The 18766-nt window shown below is 69.2% G+C and carries 23 protein-coding genes; 14 read left to right on the forward strand and 9 right to left on the reverse strand.

Annotated elements, in window-relative coordinates:
• The first annotated feature begins 46 nt into the window (after positions 1–46).
• Together ACQ859_RS15330 and ACQ859_RS15335 are read left to right on the forward strand one after the other, a co-directional pair.
• A complete protein-coding gene (locus ACQ859_RS15330) occupies positions 47–814 on the forward strand; it encodes an SDR family NAD(P)-dependent oxidoreductase (RefSeq protein WP_431261670.1) in 768 nt (255 codons plus the stop codon).
• Positions 815–868: 54 nt separating this feature from the next.
• A complete protein-coding gene (locus ACQ859_RS15335) occupies positions 869–1276 on the forward strand; it encodes a VOC family protein (RefSeq protein WP_431261671.1) in 408 nt (135 codons plus the stop codon).
• Positions 1277–1534: 258 nt separating this feature from the next.
• On the opposite strand, the gene ACQ859_RS15340 is transcribed toward ACQ859_RS15335, so the two are convergent.
• From ACQ859_RS15340 to ACQ859_RS15355, 4 genes are all read right to left on the reverse strand, one after another.
• The gene (locus ACQ859_RS15340; protein ID WP_431261672.1) at positions 1535–2155 is read right to left on the reverse strand and encodes a hypothetical protein; all 621 of its coding nucleotides are present in this window, start codon (positions 2153–2155) and stop codon (positions 1535–1537) included.
• Complete coding sequence (locus ACQ859_RS15345; RefSeq protein WP_431261673.1) at positions 2152–2646, reverse strand: GNAT family N-acetyltransferase; 495 nt, start codon at positions 2644–2646, stop codon at positions 2152–2154. Before ACQ859_RS15345 ends, ACQ859_RS15340 begins: the two co-directional genes overlap by 4 nt.
• A 46-nt stretch (positions 2647–2692) precedes the next feature.
• Positions 2693–3091 (reverse strand): RidA family protein, encoded by a 399-nt coding sequence (locus tag ACQ859_RS15350; protein WP_431261674.1) that lies wholly within the window; start codon positions 3089–3091, stop codon positions 2693–2695.
• A 164-nt stretch (positions 3092–3255) separates the two neighbouring features.
• On the reverse strand, positions 3256–4290 hold the full coding sequence (locus ACQ859_RS15355; protein ID WP_431261675.1) for a S41 family peptidase: 1035 nt from the start codon (positions 4288–4290) through the stop codon (positions 3256–3258).
• 172 nt (positions 4291–4462) lie between these two features.
• On the opposite strand from ACQ859_RS15355, the gene ACQ859_RS15360 reads away from it, so the two are divergent.
• The 5 genes from ACQ859_RS15360 to ACQ859_RS15380 all read left to right on the forward strand — a co-directional run bounded on the left by ACQ859_RS15360 (position 4463) and on the right by ACQ859_RS15380 (position 8257).
• Complete coding sequence (locus tag ACQ859_RS15360; protein ID WP_431261676.1) at positions 4463–5047, forward strand: hypothetical protein; 585 nt, start codon at positions 4463–4465, stop codon at positions 5045–5047.
• Positions 5048–5139: 92 nt separating this feature from the next.
• Positions 5140–6201, forward strand: a complete 1062-nt coding sequence (locus ACQ859_RS15365; protein WP_431261677.1) for a class I SAM-dependent methyltransferase — start codon at positions 5140–5142, stop codon at positions 6199–6201.
• A gap of 10 nt (positions 6202–6211) precedes the next feature.
• Entirely contained in the window at positions 6212–7027 is an 816-nt protein-coding gene (locus ACQ859_RS15370; protein ID WP_431261678.1) for a DUF1295 domain-containing protein, read from the forward strand.
• Positions 7028–7056: 29 nt separating this feature from the next.
• On the forward strand, positions 7057–7776 hold the full coding sequence (locus ACQ859_RS15375; RefSeq protein ID WP_431261679.1) for a DUF6134 family protein: 720 nt from the start codon (positions 7057–7059) through the stop codon (positions 7774–7776).
• 13 nt (positions 7777–7789) lie between these two features.
• Complete coding sequence (locus ACQ859_RS15380; RefSeq protein ID WP_431261680.1) at positions 7790–8257, forward strand: DUF2177 family protein; 468 nt, start codon at positions 7790–7792, stop codon at positions 8255–8257.
• Here ACQ859_RS15380 and ACQ859_RS15385 read toward each other — a convergent pair.
• Positions 8220–8900, reverse strand: coding sequence for a ChrR family anti-sigma-E factor (locus ACQ859_RS15385; RefSeq protein WP_431261681.1), 681 nt, complete (start codon positions 8898–8900; stop codon positions 8220–8222). The two genes, ACQ859_RS15380 and ACQ859_RS15385, sit on opposite strands and share 38 nt — an antisense overlap.
• A 29-nt stretch (positions 8901–8929) precedes the next feature.
• A complete protein-coding gene (locus tag ACQ859_RS15390) occupies positions 8930–9523 on the reverse strand; it encodes a sigma-70 family RNA polymerase sigma factor (RefSeq protein WP_431261682.1) in 594 nt (197 codons plus the stop codon).
• Positions 9524–9834: 311 nt separating this feature from the next.
• Here ACQ859_RS15390 and ACQ859_RS15395 point away from each other — a divergent pair, with 311 nt between their 5' ends.
• The 5 genes from ACQ859_RS15395 to ACQ859_RS15415 all read left to right on the forward strand — a co-directional run bounded on the left by ACQ859_RS15395 (position 9835) and on the right by ACQ859_RS15415 (position 14219).
• Positions 9835–10263 (forward strand): FAD-dependent oxidoreductase, encoded by a 429-nt coding sequence (locus ACQ859_RS15395; RefSeq protein WP_431261683.1) that lies wholly within the window; start codon positions 9835–9837, stop codon positions 10261–10263.
• A complete protein-coding gene (locus ACQ859_RS15400; RefSeq protein WP_431261684.1) occupies positions 10248–11219 on the forward strand; it encodes an NAD(P)/FAD-dependent oxidoreductase in 972 nt (323 codons plus the stop codon). The genes ACQ859_RS15395 and ACQ859_RS15400 overlap by 16 nt, the downstream gene beginning before the upstream one ends.
• Positions 11216–12166 (forward strand): DUF1365 domain-containing protein, encoded by a 951-nt coding sequence (locus ACQ859_RS15405; protein ID WP_431261685.1) that lies wholly within the window; start codon positions 11216–11218, stop codon positions 12164–12166. Before ACQ859_RS15400 ends, ACQ859_RS15405 begins: the two co-directional genes overlap by 4 nt.
• Positions 12167–12179: 13 nt before the next feature.
• Positions 12180–13541, forward strand: a complete 1362-nt coding sequence (locus ACQ859_RS15410) for a class I SAM-dependent methyltransferase (protein WP_431261686.1) — start codon at positions 12180–12182, stop codon at positions 13539–13541.
• A gap of 255 nt (positions 13542–13796) precedes the next feature.
• The gene (locus tag ACQ859_RS15415; RefSeq protein ID WP_431266559.1) at positions 13797–14219 is read left to right on the forward strand and encodes a GAF domain-containing protein; all 423 of its coding nucleotides are present in this window, start codon (positions 13797–13799) and stop codon (positions 14217–14219) included.
• A 21-nt stretch (positions 14220–14240) separates the two neighbouring features.
• Here the strand turns inward: ACQ859_RS15415 and ACQ859_RS15420 are convergent, their stop codons facing one another.
• Positions 14241–14483 carry a hypothetical protein gene (locus ACQ859_RS15420; protein WP_431261687.1) on the reverse strand — a complete coding sequence of 81 codons (243 nt, stop codon included), beginning with the start codon at positions 14481–14483 and terminating at the stop codon, positions 14241–14243.
• 478 nt (positions 14484–14961) lie between these two features.
• Positions 14962–15402: a hypothetical protein gene (locus tag ACQ859_RS15425; RefSeq protein ID WP_431266560.1), complete on the reverse strand. Its 441-nt coding sequence runs from the start codon at positions 15400–15402 to the stop codon at positions 14962–14964.
• 321 nt (positions 15403–15723) lie between these two features.
• Between ACQ859_RS15425 and ACQ859_RS15430 the strand changes: the two genes are divergently transcribed.
• Positions 15724–15942 (forward strand): hypothetical protein, encoded by a 219-nt coding sequence (locus ACQ859_RS15430; protein ID WP_431261688.1) that lies wholly within the window; start codon positions 15724–15726, stop codon positions 15940–15942.
• 3 nt (positions 15943–15945) lie between these two features.
• Here ACQ859_RS15430 and ACQ859_RS15435 read toward each other — a convergent pair whose 3' ends face one another.
• Positions 15946–17649 (reverse strand): vWA domain-containing protein, encoded by a 1704-nt coding sequence (locus ACQ859_RS15435; protein ID WP_431261689.1) that lies wholly within the window; start codon positions 17647–17649, stop codon positions 15946–15948.
• 352 nt (positions 17650–18001) lie between these two features.
• Between ACQ859_RS15435 and ACQ859_RS15440 the strand changes: the two genes are divergently transcribed.
• Complete coding sequence (locus ACQ859_RS15440) at positions 18002–18763, forward strand: hypothetical protein (protein WP_431261690.1); 762 nt, start codon at positions 18002–18004, stop codon at positions 18761–18763.
• Positions 18764–18766 lie beyond the last annotated feature (3 nt).

Here is an 18766-nt window from a genome sequence, read left to right on the forward strand (position 1 = left end):
TCCCTATCGTTCAGGCACACCAACCACAGCGCTTCAGGAGCCTGAAATGAGCAACACCGGCATCAACACCGACAACGTCGTCGTCATCACCGGCGGCAGCCGCGGCATCGGCGCGAGCACCGCCCTGGAGGCGGCACGCCGCGGACTCGGCGTGATCCTCACGTACAACGCCAGCCCCGATGCGGCGCATGCACTGGTGCGCGAGATCGTGGGGACCGGGGGCAAGGCGGTCGCGTTGCGGTTGGACGTTGCCGCCGTCGACACCTTTGCCGCCTTCCGCGTCGAGGTGGAGCAGGCGCTGGCAGCAACCTGGAATACGGCCCGCCTGGCGGGTCTGGTGAACAACGCCGGCTACGGCTTGTTCCAATCGATCGCGGGCGTCACGGAGGCGCAGTTCGACGGGCTCTTCAACGTGCACCTCAAGGGTCCGTTCTTCCTGACGCAAGTGCTGCTTCCGCTGCTGCGCCGGGGCGCGAGCATCGTCAACCTGACCAGCGCCACGACACGCGTCGCGACGGCCGGCGTGGCGCCTTACGCGGCATTCAAGGGAGGACTGCAGGTGCTCACGCGCTACATGGCCAAGGAGTTCGGCGAGCAGGGCATCCGCGCCAATTCGGTGTCGCCCGGTGCGATCCGCACCGAGCTGGGCGGCGGCCTGAACGACGAGTTCGAGGCGCTGCTGTCGGCCCAGACGGCTCTGGGACGGGTGGGCGAGCCCGAAGAGGTCGCACGCGTGATCGCCTCGCTGCTGACCGACGACGGCGGATGGATCAACGCGCAGGACATCGAGGTCTCTGGCGGCTACGTCGTCTGACGTGCGACCGCCACGTCCCCGCCGTTCCCCGGCCGATTCTTTCCTGGAGGCCCTGTGCTGGACCATGTCTTCCTGACGGTGAGCGACATTGATCGCGCCATCCATTTCTACACCGCGAGCCTCGCACCGCTGGGCATCGTCGACCGCCTCGACTACGACGGACGGCAGGGCCCGCCGGGCCATCCCGATTTGAAGGGCTTTGGCGCCCACGGGCGGATGTTCTTCTGGCTACGCCAGGGCACGGCGAACGCCCAGTCGATCCATGTCGGTTTCGTTGCCGACAGCCGCGCTGCCGTCGATGCCGCCTACGTCGCGGCGATGGCGGCTGGCGCGACTGACAACGGCGTCCCAGACACGCGCCCGCACTACGATCCGCGCTACTACGCCGCCAATGTGCTGGACCCTGATGGCCACAGCCTGGAGTTCGTCCACAAGCCCTGGCAGCACTCGCGCGATTCGTGATCGAATCGCACGCGCTTTCAGGATCTTCCGTCGTCCTTCAAGCCGTACGAGCCGGTCGCCGGCGCGGAACAATGCAGGATGGAGATCCGGTTCGACAAGAACTGACCGTCGTCGGCCACGAATGCACGGCCTACAGTGGTGCCGCCTGCAGCTTCGAGGGGCAGGAGGCCCGTCGGCGCAAAGGACGCTGAAGAGGCCGGCCTCCGACGGGGTCGTCGACGGCACGCCGGTGGATCGGCTCCGCGTGCATGAGCGCCTTCAGGCAGCCTGTCCCCGGCTCTCGACGACGTAGGCTTCTTCCAGATCCCGCCGCAACATCAGCGTGTCAGAGGACGTCGCCGACGGGCACGCCACGAATTGCGAGCGCAACGCTGCGGCATATCTACCGTCCGACGGCGGCAGGCCTGCTGTTGCATGCGACATCCGATCGCGCTGACGTGATTCCTCCATCACCTCGAACTGGTCGGAGGTGAGGTGGATGGCATTGGCGATGCGATAGGCCAGCCTGTTGAGCGACCAGTACGGGTGCTGATGCAGGGGAATGCACCATCCGTCGACGCCGACCGCTTGTCCGAAGTAGAAGTACCAGGCCGCCAGCAGCGCGTCGTCGAGCACCCCGAAGGCGGTGCGGAAGTCGTCCGGGCCCGGGCCGGGGGCGCAGTCCCAGCAGCTGAAGACAAGGCCGTTGGGGCCTTCCTCGAGGATCGATGAGCGCTTGCCTTCGACATGGAGGACGTATCGATTGGCGGAAATCTCCGTGATGGCGATGCCGCGCTCAGCGAGGTACTTGATCGAAGACGAGAGGGTCATCGGTGGTTCGTCATTGCGAATGACTGGCGGCGCTCGTTCGAGGCGGGCAACGGGTGACCCGAGGATCACACCAGCAGCAACCCCAGCACATGCTCATCGACATAGTGTGCCTGGTCGGCGCGCTTGTAGAAGTCCCTGAGCGTTCCTTCGACGACGAAGCCGAGCCGCTGGTAGAAGGCCAGCGCCTGCGCGTTGTCGGTTTCGGCGTAGAGCTCGACGCGGCGGATGCCGGCCTCGCGGAAGTGGCGCAGGGCGTCATCGATCATGGCCCGGCCAACACCCTGGCCATGGCGCCGCGGATCGACGGCCAGCGTGCCCAGCAGGAGCACATGGCTGACGCGGCCCGGATAACGCGTCGCCCGGTAGAAGCCGGCGATCTCTCCGTCCACCTCCCAGGTCCAGAAGGCGCCGCTGCGCACGAGCTCGTCGAAGATCGGCACGAAGGATGCGAGGTCCATCGGCTCGTAGGTCAGGTAGGGATCGACCTTGGGATGCGAGTAGATCGCGAAGACCGCTTCGAGGTCTTCGGGTCGGGCGAGGCGTCGTGCGGGGATGCTCATCGTCGGGGCTCACGGGGGCAGTCGTTGCCCCCAGTGTCCCTCAGCTTCAGGCGGATTCCGGCAGCTTGGCGATGACCTTGATCTCGAACTGGAAGCCCGCCAGCCAGGTGACGCCGATCGCGGTGGCGGTGGGGTAGGGCGCCTCTCCCCAGAACTCGGCGGCGACTTCCCAGGCGCGCTCGAAACGGGTGTGCGGGTCCACCATGAACACCGTCACGTCGATGACGTCGGCGAAGGTGCAACCGGCCTCGGCCAGGATGGCATTGAGATTCTTGAATGCGAGGCGGACCTGGTCGTCGAGTTCCGGTTCGGGAGAACCGTCGGCCCGGCTGCCGACCTGGCCCGACACGAACAGCAGGCCGTTGGACCGGATGGCCGGAGAGTAGCGATGCAGTTCGTACAGGGCGTGGCGGTTGGGCGGAAAGACGACGTCGCGGGTGGTCATGAAAGGCGTTCCTTCAAAGTGATGGCGGATGCAGTCACTGTAGGAATCCGGCGGGTCGCGATAAACAACCAGTTCGCACAAGCAGTGTTTGCTGGCGCCAAACAGTGGAAGGCCGTGACCGCCTCGTGTCGCGGCGCTTCCAAGCTCGTCCCGACGTCGACCGGTCAGGGCTTGGCCGGTGCGTCCAGCGCCGCCAGCGCCCGCTCCAGCCCGCCGCGCTTCTCGGGGTGCTTCTCGGTGAGCAGCAGTTGCTGGAGGATCATCCGCTGCGCGAGCGTCAACGTCTCGGCCGCGGGCACGGCGTGGTCGGGCGAGACGCCGGTGCCTTCCCAGTTGCCGCCGATGACCGGATCCACGGACCGGCCCGTCGGGATGAAGACGCCGAGTTCCGGGCTCAGCCGGAAGAAGTCGCCCGGATGGGCGCCGCCGCCGGTGGTCTCGCCGATGAGCGTGGCGCGATGGCGGTGCTTCATGCCCCAGGCGAAGTCCTCGGCGGCGGAGAAGGTCCTGCGCTCGGTCAGCAGGTACACCGGGCGGCGCTGGCCGTAGCGCGGGCCGGCCACCTTGGCGGTCGTCCGGTGCGTTTCGATCCGGTTGCCGGCGCGCCAGTGGATGTCGACCAGCGGCGTGGGCTTGTCGAAGAAGTAGCTGGCCAGGAGCTGCACCGTCTCGGGATCGCCGCCGCCGTTGCGGCGCAGGTCGATGATGAGCGCGTCGGTCCGGGCCAGCATAGCCATCGCCGCGGCGAGCACCGGGCCGGCATCGCGTGCCGGCGCGAACTGGCGCAGGTCCAGGTAGCCGATGTTGCCGCGCAGCCGCTCCACGCGCGTCACGCCGTAGTTGGTGTAGCGGAAGCTCTCGGCCATGTCTGCGGCCTCCGCCTTCGCGCCGCCGGGCATCTCCGGCATGGCGTCCACGCGAAGGTGCTTGTCCTGCGTGGCCTCGGCGAGCACGGCCGACAGCTTCTCGGCGAGCTGCCGCGCATCGGCGTCGTCGGCCGCGGCGGCCTGCAACTTGGGCTCGATGTCCTTGACGCGCTCCGGGAAGACGTAGCGATCGCGTAGTTGCCTGGCCAGTTCACGAGCCACTTGAGCGCGCGCGACGGGGGCGAGCGGCTCCCCGGGTGGCGCGTCGGGCGCCGGTTGGCTCCATGCGGACAGGCTCGCCAGCAGCAGGGCAATGAGGACGAACGGCTTCATGTCTGGTAGTTCCCGGTGATGGATGAAAGCTGGATCGGAGTGGAATTTATAACTGCTTATGAATTCACCCGAAAGTCACGGCTGCTTGTCGAAGACCCAGACCCTGAAGGCGAGGCGGAGCGTCCTTTCATTGGCGCGATGTCCGTAGTCGGTCTTCGTTACGATCCAGCGCATGAATCGTCTCCCGCTTCTCGCCTTTGTCGTCGGCGCCCTGATGTCCGCCGGCACGACGGACGCCGCAGACCTGCCGACGCCACCTCGCGCTGCCTTCACGCGCTGGGATCCGGCACTGCGACTGGTGGAAAAGTCCGATTCGTATGTCACTGGCTCGCTTGCGCGTTGGCAAGGGCGCATCACGCTCACTGGCCTGCTGGTCGTCGAGTTCGACCGTGCCCCGGACGGCGAGGCGCAGCGCGAGGAAGAGATCGACATCGATGGCGTGGCGCACTTCGAGCCCGATGCGCGTTCCCTGGCCCGGCTGCCGGCGGCGAAGGACTACTACCCGCTCACGCCGAAGAAGATCTGGATCGGCGAGACCGGGCGAGCGGTGTTCGTCCCGCTCATCGGTCGCGCCGCGTTCGACCGGCTCCAGGCCGATCGATCGAGTCGTTTCGATTTTCCCGTGACGCTCACGCTGACCGAACTTGTCACCTCGGTCGAATGTGATCACCGCGACTTCACGGCGACGGTCGGCGCGATCCAGCTGCTCAAGGCGCCCATGGTCGCCCGCAACGAGCCCTGGGGCGTCCCCTGCTGACCGCGCGGGCCTTTGTGAAATCGCATCGACGTCCGGAGATCCAGATCGCCAGCGCTTGCGTATAGAGCGCGTCCTCCGCTTCCGGGCGCCCCATGGATCTCGACCTCTCCTCGATCGCCGTCCGGCTCGCCGAGCGCGGCCTGCTGCCGGAGGCCGCCGTGCGGCTGGGCATCCGCCGCCTGCTGCGGCAGCGCCTCGACGAATCGCACCACCACGACCACGAGACGGCCGCCGCGCTGACGCAGGCCTTCCTGGCCTCGCTGCGCGCGGCCCCGCTGGCCGTGCAGACCGAGAAGGCCAACGAGCAGCACTATGAGCTGCCCGCGGCGCTGTTCGAGGCGATGCTCGGTCCCCAGCGCAAGTACAGCTGCTGCTGGTGGCCAGAGGGCGTCGACACGCTCGAGGCCGCCGAGGAGGCGGCGCTCGAGGCCACCGTGGCGCGCGCCGGGCTCGCCGACGGGCAGAGAATCCTGGAACTCGGTTGCGGCTGGGGCTCGCTGAGCCTGTGGATGGCCGCGCGCTTCCCCGCCGCGGAGATCCTCGCCGTGTCGAACTCGGCCTCGCAGCGCGCCTTCATCGAGGGCCGGGCCGAGGCGCGCGGACTGCGCAACCTGCGCGTGATGACCTGCGACTTCAATGCGTTCGGGGAGGACGGCAGCCTCGACCGCCGCTTCGACCGCGTCGTGTCCGTCGAGATGTTCGAGCACCTGCGCAACTGGCCGCGCGCGTTCCGCAAGGTCGCCGGCTGGCTGCGCGACGACGGCCGCTTCTTCATGCATGTCTTCGCGCATCGCGAGGCGCCGTACGCCTTCGAGGTGCGGGACGCCACCGACTGGATGAGCCAGTACTTCTTCTCCGGCGGGATGATGCCCAGCGACGACCTCGCGCTGCTGTGCCAGGACGACCTCGCGCTGCAGGAACGCTGGCGCTGGGACGGGCGTCACTACGCGCGCACCGCCGCCGCCTGGCTGGAGCGTTTCGACGCGCAGCGCGCCGCGCTGTGGCCGGTCTTCGAATCCGTCTACGGCGCCAAGGACGCGCCGATGTGGTGGCAGCGCTGGCGGCTCTTCCTGCTGTCCGTCGAGGAGCTGTTCGGCTACGACCACGGCCAGCAGTGGTGGGTCAGCCACTACCTTTTCGCGCCGCGGCGCTGAGGCCACCGCCATGGCATTCCTCGAATCGCTGCCGGCCACGCCCGCGCTGGGCCTGACGGGCCTGCTGATCGCCGTCGTCATCGCGGTGCCGACCTGGCTCGCGAGCCTCCCGCTGCGCGACGCGAGTCTTGCCGATCGCGTCTGGTCGGCGTTCATCGCGATTCCCGTCGCGTTCTATGTGGGGAAGACCGGCGGCGACGCGCGCGCCGGCGTCATGCTCGCGATCACGCTCGCCTGGGCCGTTCGGCTCGGCGTCTACGTCACGATCCGCAACTGGGGTCACGGCGAGGACCGCCGTTATCAGGCCATCCGCGAGCGCAACCAACCGAACTTCGCGCTCAAGAGTCTCTGGCTCGTGTTCCTGCTGCAGGCGGTGCTCGGATGGATCGTCGGCTGGCCGATGCTCGTGGCCAGCGCGCCGGGCACGGCGCCTTGGGGCGTGTGGGACGGCCTCGGCGCCGCGCTCGCGGCGGGCGGCCTGCTCGTCGAGACGGTTGCCGACGCGCAGCTCGCGCGCTTCCGCCGCGATCCGGCCAATCATGGACAGGTCATGGACCGAGGGTTGTGGCGCTACTCGCGCCATCCCAACTACTTCGGCGAAACCTGCGTCTGGTGGGGGCTCGGCGTGATGGGCCTGGCCGCTGGCGGCTGGACCGGCGCCTGGGCCTTGGTTTCACCGCTGCTGATGACGATCCTGCTGCTGAAGGTCTCCGGCGTCACCCTGCTGGAACAGGACATCGGCGAGCGGCGGCCCGCGTATCGCGACTACATCGCGCGTACGAGCGCCTTCATCCCGTGGCCGCCGAAGCGCGAGGCCGCACGATGAATGCGGCCTCGTCGCCGCGCGCATCCCCGATGGCCGCCCGCGTTGCGGCCGTCGCCGCATTCATGCGCGTCATTCGTGTCATGGCCGCCGCGGCCGTCGTGACGGTCGGGGCCGCCGGGCTTGCAGCATCGGCTCGCGCCGAGACCTGGAACTTCGAGGTGCGCCTGGATGGCAAGCCGATCGGCACGCACCGTTTCACCGTCGAGGGCCCCGCGGAGGCGCGCGAGGTCACGAGCATCGCCGCCTTCGACGTCAGGCTGCTCGGCATCACCGTCTTCCGCTATCGCCACGAGGCGCGCGAGCGCTGGCGCGGCGATTGCCTGCAGGAGATCCGCAGCCGGACCGACGACGACGGGAAACCTGTCCAGGTGGACCGGCGGCTGGAACCCGCCGCGCCCGCAGCATCCGCCACGTCCGCGGCGTCCGGCGAGCCGACCTGCCTCATGAGCTATGCGTACTGGCATCCCGCGTTGATCCGGCAACAGCGCCTGCTGAATCCCCAGACCGGCGAGGTGGATGAGGTCCGCATCGAACGTCTGTCCGATGCGACCGTCCCCGCGGGCGGTCGCGATGTCGACGCGTCGCGGTGGCGCATCACGTCGACGGCGACAGCGACCTCGACCTCGTCAGGCAAGTCCTCTCCCGCGCGCCAGGTGCTGACGCTGTGGCGAGATCGTGCCGATGGGCGCTGGATCGGACTCGACGCGCAGGTGAAGGGCGACCGGGTGCTGACCTACCGCCTGCCTTGAACCGGAGACCCCCATGAGCTTTCGCGACGACCCGATCCCCACGCGAGCGCCGGCCTGGCGCTGGCCGCTCGCCTATGTCCTCACGCTCGTCGTCTTCCTGGCGATGGACGCGGTCTGGCTGAGCCTCAGCTCGAGCGCGCTGTACCAGCCGGCCATCGGGCATCTGATGGCGGCCACCGTCGACTGGCGCGCCGTGGCGGTGTTCTATCCGCTGTATGTCGGCGGGCTGGTGTTCTTCGCGATCGCGCCGGCCTTGGCGAGCCGCCCGTTCGCCGGGGCGCTCGGCCGCGGCGCGATGTTCGGCTTCCTCGCCTACGCGACCTACGACTTCACCAACCAGGCGACGCTGCGCGACTGGCCCTGGCACGTGACGGTCATCGACCTGGTCTGGGGCACGACCGTCAGCGGCATCTCCGCCGCGGTCGCCTCGGCGCTCACCGCGCTCACATGCCGACGAGGGACCCGAACCAGCGGGCGATGACCCCGTCGAAGTGCAGGCGGCCCTCGACGGCCGCCACGCAGATGCACTCGCTGCCGTCCTGCACCACCGGTTGATGGTGGACCTCGTCGTCGGCGAGGTCGAAGTCCCCCGGCCCGAACAGCGCCCGGCCGTCATGGAACCGCCCGTAGATGATCTGTGTCAGCTCGGTGCCGCGGTGCGTGTGCTGCGGCAGGTACTTGCCGGCGCCGATGCGCAGCAGGAAGACGTTGGCCTCCGGTGCGTCCGGCACGGTCACGCGGCTCCAGCGCATGCCGGGGCCGAGCCAGCGCCAGCGCGTCGCGCTGCAGCCTTCCAGGGCCTTCGGCCAGACCGCGCCGGCCGGCAGCGGCGGCGGGGCCGGGACCTTGCGCGGCACCGTGCCGGCGCCGCGATCGTCCCGCTCCAGCCGATCGATGCGGTCGAAGGCGCGCGCGAGCGCGTCCTCGCGCATCGTCGCCTCGGGTTGTTCCTCCAGGATCACGCCGCCCAGCGCGCGCAGCATCGCCACGCGCTCGCGGCAGGCCGGGCACAGCTCCAGGTGGGTCTCCGTCACCAGCCGCAGGCCGATCGGCAACGCGCCGCTGGCGAGCGACAGCAGCAGCTCGTCGGCGGGATGGTGGCGGATCTCGAGGGGCGGCAGCATGGTGGGGGAGGGCAGCAGGGGTCGGGACATCACAGGTCGATCAGCCGGCGCAGGTGCGCCACGGCCAGCCGGATCCGGGACTTGACGGTGCCCAGCGGCAGGCCGAGCTCGGCCGCGATGCGGGCATGCGGTTCGTCGTCGTAGAAGGACAGGCGCAACACCTGCGCCTGCTCGGGCGGGAGACGGGTGAGCGCCTCCCGCACGCGGCGGGACAGCCGTGTCGCGTCGGCGTGTTCGGCGACACCGGGCTGATCGGCCTCGAGCCGGTCGAATTCGAAACACTCGTCGCCGGCACCGTCCAGCAGATGGCGCCGCGCGGCGTCGATGCGCAGCCGGCGCGCGATCGTGAAGATCCAGGTCGAGACCGCCGCCTGCTTCGCATCGAACAGCGCCGCCTTGCGCCAGACCATCACCAGCGCGTCCTGCGCCAAGTCCTCGGCGGCGCCGTCGGTGCTGCCGGTGCGGATCAGGTAGCTCTTCACCCGCGGCGCGAAGTAGGCGAACAGCCGGCCGAAGGCGTCGCGGTCCTGCAGTTCGGCCACGCGCTGCATCAGCGCCGGCCAGTCGTCCCCGGGCGGGGTGGGCGGCGCGCTGCGGTCGGGATCGATCGGGACGATCTTCAAGTGGCGGGCTTTCGGCGAGGACGGGCGCCGGGGCGCTGGCGTCGACGCGTCGTTCAAGGACAGGGCGGACACGGGCCCGGCGCCCGGCGGGAGGGCCGGGGCCGAGGTCGGTTCGTCGCGTCGCAGGGTGCCCATGGACGCTCTTACGCGGCGGACGACGTTCCGGATCATCGCTCGACTCGGGGTCGGCTACCACGCGGGCGACCCTCGCCCGGGCGGCGGGGATTCCTTCACGGCGGAGGAATCCAAAACGCGGGCGCCCGCGTAGAAGCGCCAGAGAGCCACTGACCGCCAAGAACCAGGACGCGCCCATGGACCGCCCCGCCGACCGACCCAGCCTGCCGATGCCGCTCCTCGAGGAAGGACGCCGGTTGCGGGTGGCGGTCGTCGGTGCCGGGATCTCCGGGCTGTCCTGCGCGTGGCTGCTGTCGCAGCGGCACGAGGTCCAGGTCTTCGAGGCCGACGGGCGCATCGGCGGCCACAGCCACACGGTCGACGCCCCCTGCGGGCCGATGCAGGTGCCGGTGGACACCGGCTTCATCGTCTACAACGAACCCGCTTATCCCAACCTAAGCGCGTTGTTCCGCCACCTGGACGTGCCGACGAAGGCCTCGGACATGTCCTTCGCGGTCAGCCTGAACGACGGCGGGCTGGAATACGCCGGCACCGACCTCAACGGCCTCTTCGCCCAGCGCGGCAATCTGATCCGGCCGCGCTTCTGGGGATGCTGCGCGACCTGATGCGCTTCTACCGCGAGGCACCCCGCGACGCCGCCGAGTGCGGTGACCTGGCGCTCGAGGACTACCTGGAGGCGCGCGGCTATGGCCGCGCCTTCCGCGACGACCACCTGTACCCGATGGGCGCGGCGATCTGGTCGTCGGCGGCGGCGGACATCGGGCGCTATCCGGTGGGCGCGTTCGTGCGCTTCTGCGAGAACCATGGGCTGCTGAAGCTCACCGACCGCCCGGTCTGGCGGACGGTCGACGGCGGCAGCCGCGAGTACGTGCGGCGGCTGACACGGGGTTTCGAGGACCGCCTCCACCGTGACGAGCCGGTCATCGCCGTCGCCCGCGAACTCGGCGGCGTGCGGCTGCGCACGCGGCGCGGCGCGTGGACGCCGACCTTCGACCATGTGGTGCTGGCCACGCACGCCGACCAGTCGCTGCGCATGCTGACGGCGCCGACGGCGACCGAGCAGCGGCTGCTCGGCGCGTTCCCGTATACGCGCAACCTCGCGGTGCTGCACCGCGATCCGGCGCTGATGCCGCGCCGCCGTGCCGTGTGGTCGAGCTGGAACTACCTCGCCGGGCAGTGCGACGACACCTTCCAGCTGCCGCCGACGGTGACCTACTGGATGAACCGGCTGCAGCCGCATCTGCCGCAAGGCCGCGGCGCGTCGCCGCTGTTCGTGTCGCTGAACCCGTCGGTGGCGCCCAAGCCCGAGCACCTGATCCGCACCGACGTCTACGAGCATCCCCGCTTCGACGCCGGCGCGATCGCGGCGCAGCGCGAGCTCTGGTCCCTGCAGGGCCAGCAGCGCACCTGGTTCTGCGGCGCGTACTTCGGCTCCGGATTCCATGAGGACGGCCTGCAGGCCGGGCTCGCGGTGGCCGAGGCGCTCGGCGGCGTGCGCCGGCCGTGGACCGTCGCCGGCGAGTCCGATCGCATCCACCTGCCGCGGACGGTGGCCGCATGAGCAGGCGGCCGGACGCGGACCTGCACTCGGCGATCTATCGCGGGCAGGTGATGCACCAGCGCTTGCGGCCGCTGAAGCACCGGTTGCAGTACCGGATGTTCACGCTGCTGCTCGACCTCGATGAACTGCCCGCGCTGCACGCGCGGCTGCGCTGGTTTTCGGTGGGGCGCTTCAATCTCTTCAGCTTCCGGCCGTCGGATCATGGCGACGGCACGGCCACCGATGTTCCCGGTCTGCGCGCCCACATCGACGCACGCCTCGCGCTGGCCGGCCTGCCGATCGGCGGCGCGATCCGGCTGCTGGCGATGCCGCGGCTGCTCGGTTATGCCTTCAATCCGTTGAGCGTCTGGTTCTGCCACGCACCGCACGGCCCGCTGCGCGCGATCGTCTACGAGGTCAACAACACCTTCGGCGAGCGGCACAGCTACCTGATCGAGGTCGACGAGTCGCAGCGCGAGGCCGCCGTCGTCGAACAGCGCAGCGGCAAGCAGCTGTACGTGTCGCCGTTCCTCGGCATGGCCCTGGAGTACCGCTTCAGGATAGCGCCGCCGCGCGAGCGGCTCTCAATCGGGGTCAGCGTTCACGAGAACGGCGGCGATACCGGCGGCGACACCAGCGGCGATGGAGGCAGCGACGGGGGCGACGTCAGCGCGGCAATCCTCAACGCCCGACTCGACGCGGCCCGTGCGCCGTTGAGCGACGGCGCACTGCTGCGGCTGCTCGTGACGCACCCGTTGCTGACGCTCAAGGTGGTGGTCGGCATCCATTGGGAGGCGCTGCGGCTCTGGCTCAAAGGCGCTCGACTGCATCAGCGGCCCGCCGCCCCGCAGCATCCGATGACCATCGTCCGTTCCAGCGGACCGACCCGACCTGAGCCGGCCCACACGGCCCACACGACACAGACGGCCCCACCAGCCGACCCCTCCAAGGCGACCTCGCATGCATGAAGAGAGCTCGTTCATGACCGCGCCCGCGGTCCTCGAGATCACCCCCGCGATCCTGGGCGGCGACCGGCTCGGCGCGCGCCACGAGACCTTGCGTCGCCTGCTGTCGCGCATCCAGCAGGGGCGACTGGCGCTGACGCTGCCCGATGGACGCTGTGTCGAAGCCATCGGCCCGTATCCCGGCCCCTCCGCGGCGCTGCATCTGCATCGCTGGCGACCCGCGCTGCGGCTGCTGCTGCAGGGCGACCTGGGATTGGCGTTCTCGTATCGGGACGGCGACTGGAGCACGTCCGACCTGACGGCGCTGCTGTCGTTCGGGATCGCCAACGAAGCCGCGCTGGGCAGCGTCGCCGAGACGCGCGGACCGGCGCGCTGGATCTCCCGTCTGCTGCATCGCGCGAACGCCAACACGCGCAGCGGCAGCCGGCACAACATCGCCGCGCACTACGACCTCGGCAACCGCTTCTACGAGCGGTGGCTGGACGACAGCATGCTGTATTCGAGCGCGCTGTACGACGATCCGCAGGACGACCGGCAGGACGACTCGCGCGACGATCTGCACCGCGACCAGCGCGAGGCGCAGCCCGAAGGGGCGCGCGACGAGCGGCGCGCCGGTGCCAGCGGGGACTCGCGTCGAGCGGCCATCGACATCGACGTCGATTCGCTGGAGCGGGCCCAGGCGCGGCGGCTCGATCGCATCATCGAGTTGCTGGACCTGCGCGCGGGACAGCGTGTGCTGGAGATCGGCTGCGGCTGGGGCACGCTCGCGGCGACGCTGGCCAAGCGTTGCGGCGTGGAGGTCGTCGGCCTGACGCTGTCGACCGAGCAGCTTCGCTTCGCGCAGGCGCGCGCCGAGCAATGGGGCGTGGCCGACCAGGTCGACCTGCGGCTGCAGGACTATCGCGACGTCGAGGGACGTTTCGACCGGATCGTGTCGATCGAGATGATCGAGGCGGTGGGTGAGGCCTACTGGCCGGTCTATTTCTCGACGCTGCGGGACCGGCTCCAGCCCGGTGGTCTGGCCCTGTTGCAGGCGATCACGATCGACGAGCAGCATTTCGAGCGCTACCGCGCGAATCCGGACTTCATCCAGCGCTGCATCTTCCCGGGCGGCATGCTGCCGACGCCCGAGCGGATGGCCGAGGAGGCCCGCAAGGCGGGGCTCGGCTTCTCGACGCAGACGCGTTTCGGACAAGGCTACGCGGCCACGCTGGTCGAGTGGCGCCGCCGCTTCCTCGCCGAATGGCCGGCCATCGAAGCGCAGGGATTCGACCTGCCGTTCAAGCGCTTGTGGGAGTACTACCTGTGCTACTGCGAAGCCGGTTTCCGCTCCGGGCGGGTGGATGTGGGGCTGTACCGCCTGGCTCATGCGGGCTAGGGAATTCCTACAAGCTGTAACTTTTTCGACCACTCGTGCCGTGCGCCGGGCCGAGCTTCGGTAGCATGTTCTTTCAGTCCAGCCCGTCCGCTTTTTCGGCCGCGGTTTCAGCCGCGGTCCCAGCCGTTTCAGCCCGATGTACGACCGTCCGTTCACTGCCCATTCCCTCGAAGTCGCTATTTCCGAACTGCTCGCCGCCACCGCGGACGGATTCGATCCGGAACTCGATGCGCGGATCACCAGCGTGCTGAGGGGCTGCGCGAGCAGCTCAACATGGACGTCGTGTTTGTCTCGGAGTTCCAGGACGGGGAGCGCGTGTTCCGTTTCGTCGACGGCGAGTCGGAGATCGACGTGCGGATCGGTGATTCGGCGCCGCTGGAGCAGAGCTACTGCCAGCGCATCGTCGAGGGCCGCGCGCCGGAATTGATGACCAACGCCGCCGCCGTGGCCGCCGAGCTCAAGCTTCCGCCGACGCCGGTGCCCATCGGCGCGCACCTGAGCACGCCGGTCGTGCTGTCGGACGGCCGTGTCTTCGGCACGGTGTGCTGCTTCAGTCTCCAGCCGAATCCGGCCCTGCGGTCCGAGGACCTCTCGCGCCTGAAGGGCTGCGCGCGTCTGGTGGCGCGCAAGGTCGAGGCGCAGGACTTCCTGGACACGCTGCCGTTCGAGAACGATTGAGCGGTCATCGGACGCTGGGGGTCATGACTTGAGGTCCTGCCGCGGGATGGCCCAGCGATAGAGCTGCTCCTCGAAGCCGGCCAGGGCGACGACGCGCAGCAGGACGTCCAGTTCCTCGAGCACCTGGACGATCACCGCATGGTCATGGGCCTGCCGGGAGGTGGCGTCGTCGGGGCGCATGACTTCCAGGTGCTGCTGCAGCAGGTGGACGCGTTCGCAGAGGCCGTCGAAGGCGGCGCGCGTCGTGATCTGGCGGTTCAGCACGAAACACCTCGGGTCGGCGCTTCATGGGCGGGGAGGCCGACGGTCGTCAGGCGGCGCGGAGCGGTAGGGGAGTTCAGCATCGGTCAGGCAGGTCATGGTGACCTTCCCGACGGGTCAGCAGGGTGCCCACGGGAAGGATGGGGTGGATCCGCGCGATCGGGTGGGCGAGATGTCGAAACACGTTGGGAAGCGCCGTGTGGCCGTCCTCGCGGAGAGGCCCATCTCGCCCGATGAACACGCAGGGTTCGGGGACGACAGTGGCCGCGCTATCGAGGCGGCCCGCCGCTTCCTTGCAGGCGCTTCGAACGCCTGGGACCTATCGTCGCGAATGACGGCCGCTCGCGCCATGACCGACTTCAGTGAAAGTCGAAGATCCGATGCCTGGGATCAGTGGGGGACAGACTTGGATCCGGGAGGTCCGGGCTGAGGCGGTCTCAAGCGAGGTCGGATCTGTCCCGCGCCGTACGGCGGAATTGCCTCACTTCAGCTTTTGATCCTCACGCTTCGCCTCCTGCATGGCCTCGGGCTCGAGCTCCTCGGCGGAGCGGTTCAGATGGATGAACAGCCCCCAGCCGGTGAGCAGTGCGCCCACCGCGAACACCATCGCCGCGGCATGCAGCAACAGCGTCGAGTCCGAATGCGCGGCGCGGAAGGTGGCGACCAGCGCCTCGATGGCGAGCGCGACGACGATGACCACCATGAACCGCGACAGGAAGCGCCGCACCCGCGTCGGCGCGCTGATGTGGGCCGTGCGGATGACTTCCTCCTCGGTGATCGTCTGCGCGATCTGCAGCGCCACCACCGCGGCGGCGAGCACGCCCATCGCCTCGATGACGAGTTGCGCGGCCTCGTCGTTCCAGTCGAGGTGCAGCGCCGTCCAGGCTTCCTTCGCGGCGATGGCGAGCAGCAGCAGCGCCATCGCGGTGAAGAGCAGCGCCAGCGCGCCGTGCACGACGGAGAAGCCGCGCAGGAGCAGGGGGACGGTGTCCTCGTCGGGGGAGGTCGGCTCTCGGTCGGGGGAGGGGGCGCTCGGCTTCATCCCACCACAGTAGGCGACGCGGCGGCGGGCGTCTGTAGGAAGGGCGGCCATGCCGATGACGGACACGACATGATTCCGGAGGGAATCGTCCCGCATACTATTGATCGGCCGGCGTCGAGGCGCGTGGTCGCAGGGCCGACGCAGTCCGCTCCAGGGTGCAGGTGTCGATGCCTGCCGCCGGCATCACAAGAAGGAAGTGCAGTGAAGACGATCGACGAGATGTTGAACCTGGACCTGATCACCGCGGCGCAGCACCAGGAGATCGATGCGTGGATCGCGAGAGCCAGCTCGCCGGAAGAGATCCTGCAGATGCCGGCCGAGCTCTGGCAGGCCGTCGAGCGCGCCAGCGAAGCGATGGGCGTGGATGTGGACCTGATGCGCCCGCCGGCGCTGGACGCCGGCGGTCACGCCATCGAGTAAGCCTCAGCGCTTCAGGCTGGCCGACAGCTCGGCCAGTCTGGCGAACTCCGCGCGGTGGCCGTACCGGTCCTCGCCGCGCGCACCGCGGGCGAGCGGGACGAACTGCTCCGGACCGTAGTCGCCGATCAGCGTGCTGCCCCGCAACCACTGACCCCAGGCGGCCACCGCCACCGAGAAGCGCGTGTCGGCGTCCTGCGCGGCCAGCGCCGGCATCGCCGCCGGCTTCACGACCGGCAGTTCCACCAGCTGGCTCGTCTCCTGGCCCGGCGGCTTGTACCGCAGCTTGATCCACGCCAGTTCGCCGTTCTTTCCGACGCGCGGCGATTCCTTCGCCGCCTTGGCCTCGTTGCCGTAGCGCAGCGGATCGACGCTGCCTTTGGCGCCCGCCGGCACGAACTCGTACAGGGCCGTGACCTGATGGCCGGCGCCGATGTCGCCCGCGTCCACCTTGTCGTTGTTGAAGTCCTCGCGCTTGAGCGCGTGCAGCTCGTAGCCGATCAACCGGTACTCCTGCACCGTCGCCGGGTTGAATTCCACCTGCAGCTTCAGGTCCTGCGCGATCGTCGCCAGCGTGGAGGTCATCTCGTTGACCAGCACCTTGTGCGCTTCCTGCAGCGAATCCAGGTAGTGGTAGCTGCCGTTGCCGGTGTCGGCCAGCTTCTTCATCAGCGCTTCGTTGAAGTTGGACTGGCCCACGCCCAGCGCCGTCAGCGTGACACCGCTCTTGCGCTCGCCCTCGATCATCTTCTTGAGCGTCTCCTGGTTGGTCTCGCCGACGTTCAGGTCGCCGTCGGTGGCCAGCAGCACGCGGTTGATGCCTTCCGGGATGAAGGAGTCGCGCGCCTGCGCGTAGGCGAGCTTCAGGCCGCCTTCGCCGTAGGTGCCGCCGCCGGCGCGCAACTGGTCGATCGCGTCGTTGATGGCCGTCTTCCGATCGCCGGGCGTCGGCGGCAGCGCGACGCGCGTACCGCTCGCGTAGGTGACCAGGCTCACCCGGTCGACCGGGCGGAGTTGTCCGGTCAGCAGCTTCAACGCCGACTTCACCAGCGGCAGCCGGTCCTCGGGACCCATCGAGCCCGAGATGTCGACCAGGAACACCAGGTTCGCTGGCGGCAGGCTCGCCTTCGCGATGTCCTTGCCCTTGATGGTGATGCGGATCAGGCCGCGCTCGGCGTTCCAGGGGGAAGCCAGGACCTGCGCGCGGACCTTGAACGGATCGCGCTCGCCGGCCTCGGGGCCGGGGGCGTCGAAGCCGAAGTAGTTGACCAGTTCCTCGACCCGCACCGCGTCCGGCGGCGGCAGTTGACCACGGTTGATGAAGCGGCGGACGTTGGCATAGCTGCCGGTATCGACGCTGGCGCTGAAGGTGGAGACCGGTTGTGCGGTGGCGCGCTGCCAGGGGTCGTCGGAGAAGGCGGTGTACTTGGCCGTCGAGACCGGCGGTGGCGGCGTCCATTGGGGCGCGTACGCCGGGGCCGCGACCCCGATGCGCTGACGCTGCTCCGCGACGGGCGCGGGGGCCGGTGGCGCATAGTTGGGTGCGGGCGACGTGGCGACCGGCGACGTGGGCCGGACGTCGGCAGGCGCCTGCTGCTCGACCGGCGAGCCGCCGGACTGCCGCGGGATGGTGGAGCAGCCCAAGAGCGTGGCGACCGCCGCCGTCACCAGGACGGCCTGGGCGACTGCGGATCGGGACGGAAATGACATGGTTTCTCCCTCTGTGGTGCGGCTGGGCGGCACCTCGGACGCCGCCCTGGCCGAATGCGGATCATCGTCGCGACGACCCGCTCGACGGTCAACGGGCGCGAGGGGGATGGTTGACAGGGGCTGTCCTCGGGCACTGCCGAACAACATCACTCTGTTGGGGGAGCTTCGACGCGGAGGTGTTCCGGCATAGTCCGCGTCCACCATGTCCTCGCAGCACGAGCTCTTGCCGTTCGAACCTACCCGTCCACTGCCGGAACACCAGTACCGGCTCGCGCAGGCAGGTTCGACTCGCGTGGCGGAGGCGTCCCCACCCCCACCTTATCGTCCGAATTCGGTGTCCCTCATCTGGCGCATGACCGCCTTGGTGCTGGCGATCGTATGGAGCCTCTGGGCGGCCCTGGGACTGGTGAGCGGCCATGTCTTCATTCTGCTCGGGCGCACAGCGCTGGTCCATCTGAAGGGCTGGGGAGCGATCTCCTTCAGCGCGGGCCTGCTGCCGGCGTGCGTGGCGCTGCTGCTGCCCTGGTTCGACCACTGGGATCGCCGCGACAACGAGACCAGCTATGCCCGCCTGAAACGCTGCTGCTGGATCCTGGCCGGCGTGGCGATGGTGGCGGGTGTCGTCCTTCCCGACCTGCCACCGCCGCGATGGACCGGCGCTCTTGAGATACACGAGGTTAGGCGCTCCGTCGGCCGCGTTGTCCACGCACTGTTGACCCCGGCATCGCTGGAGACGCTGTTCATGCGTGCGCTGTGGCTTGGCGGGCCGAGCATGCTGGTAGCGCTCCTGGGCCAACGGCTGTGGCGCCTGGACGAGTCCGACCACCCTGTCGCCCGTGCAGTGAAGGCGCTGCTGTGCCTCGCGATGACCCCGGCCTTCTGGTTCTTCGGCCACGGCCTGCTGGTAATGACCTACCGAGAGGCAGAACTCCGGGCGTCCACCTCTCTCGAAGGGTTGGTCTTCGGGCTGTCGATGGTATTGCTCAGCTGGGGACTGGCACTCGTGATGGGCGTGGGCGCGCTGCTCCATGTGGCGCGATCGCTCGGATTGCTCGAGTATGTCCGCCTTCCCGGCGTGGGGCCGCTGTCCCGCCGGGATTCGCTCGGAATGTGACCG

This window comes from Roseateles chitinivorans, assembly GCF_050632235.1.
GTDB classification, from domain to species: domain Bacteria; phylum Pseudomonadota; class Gammaproteobacteria; order Burkholderiales; family Burkholderiaceae_C; genus Roseateles; species Roseateles chitinivorans_A.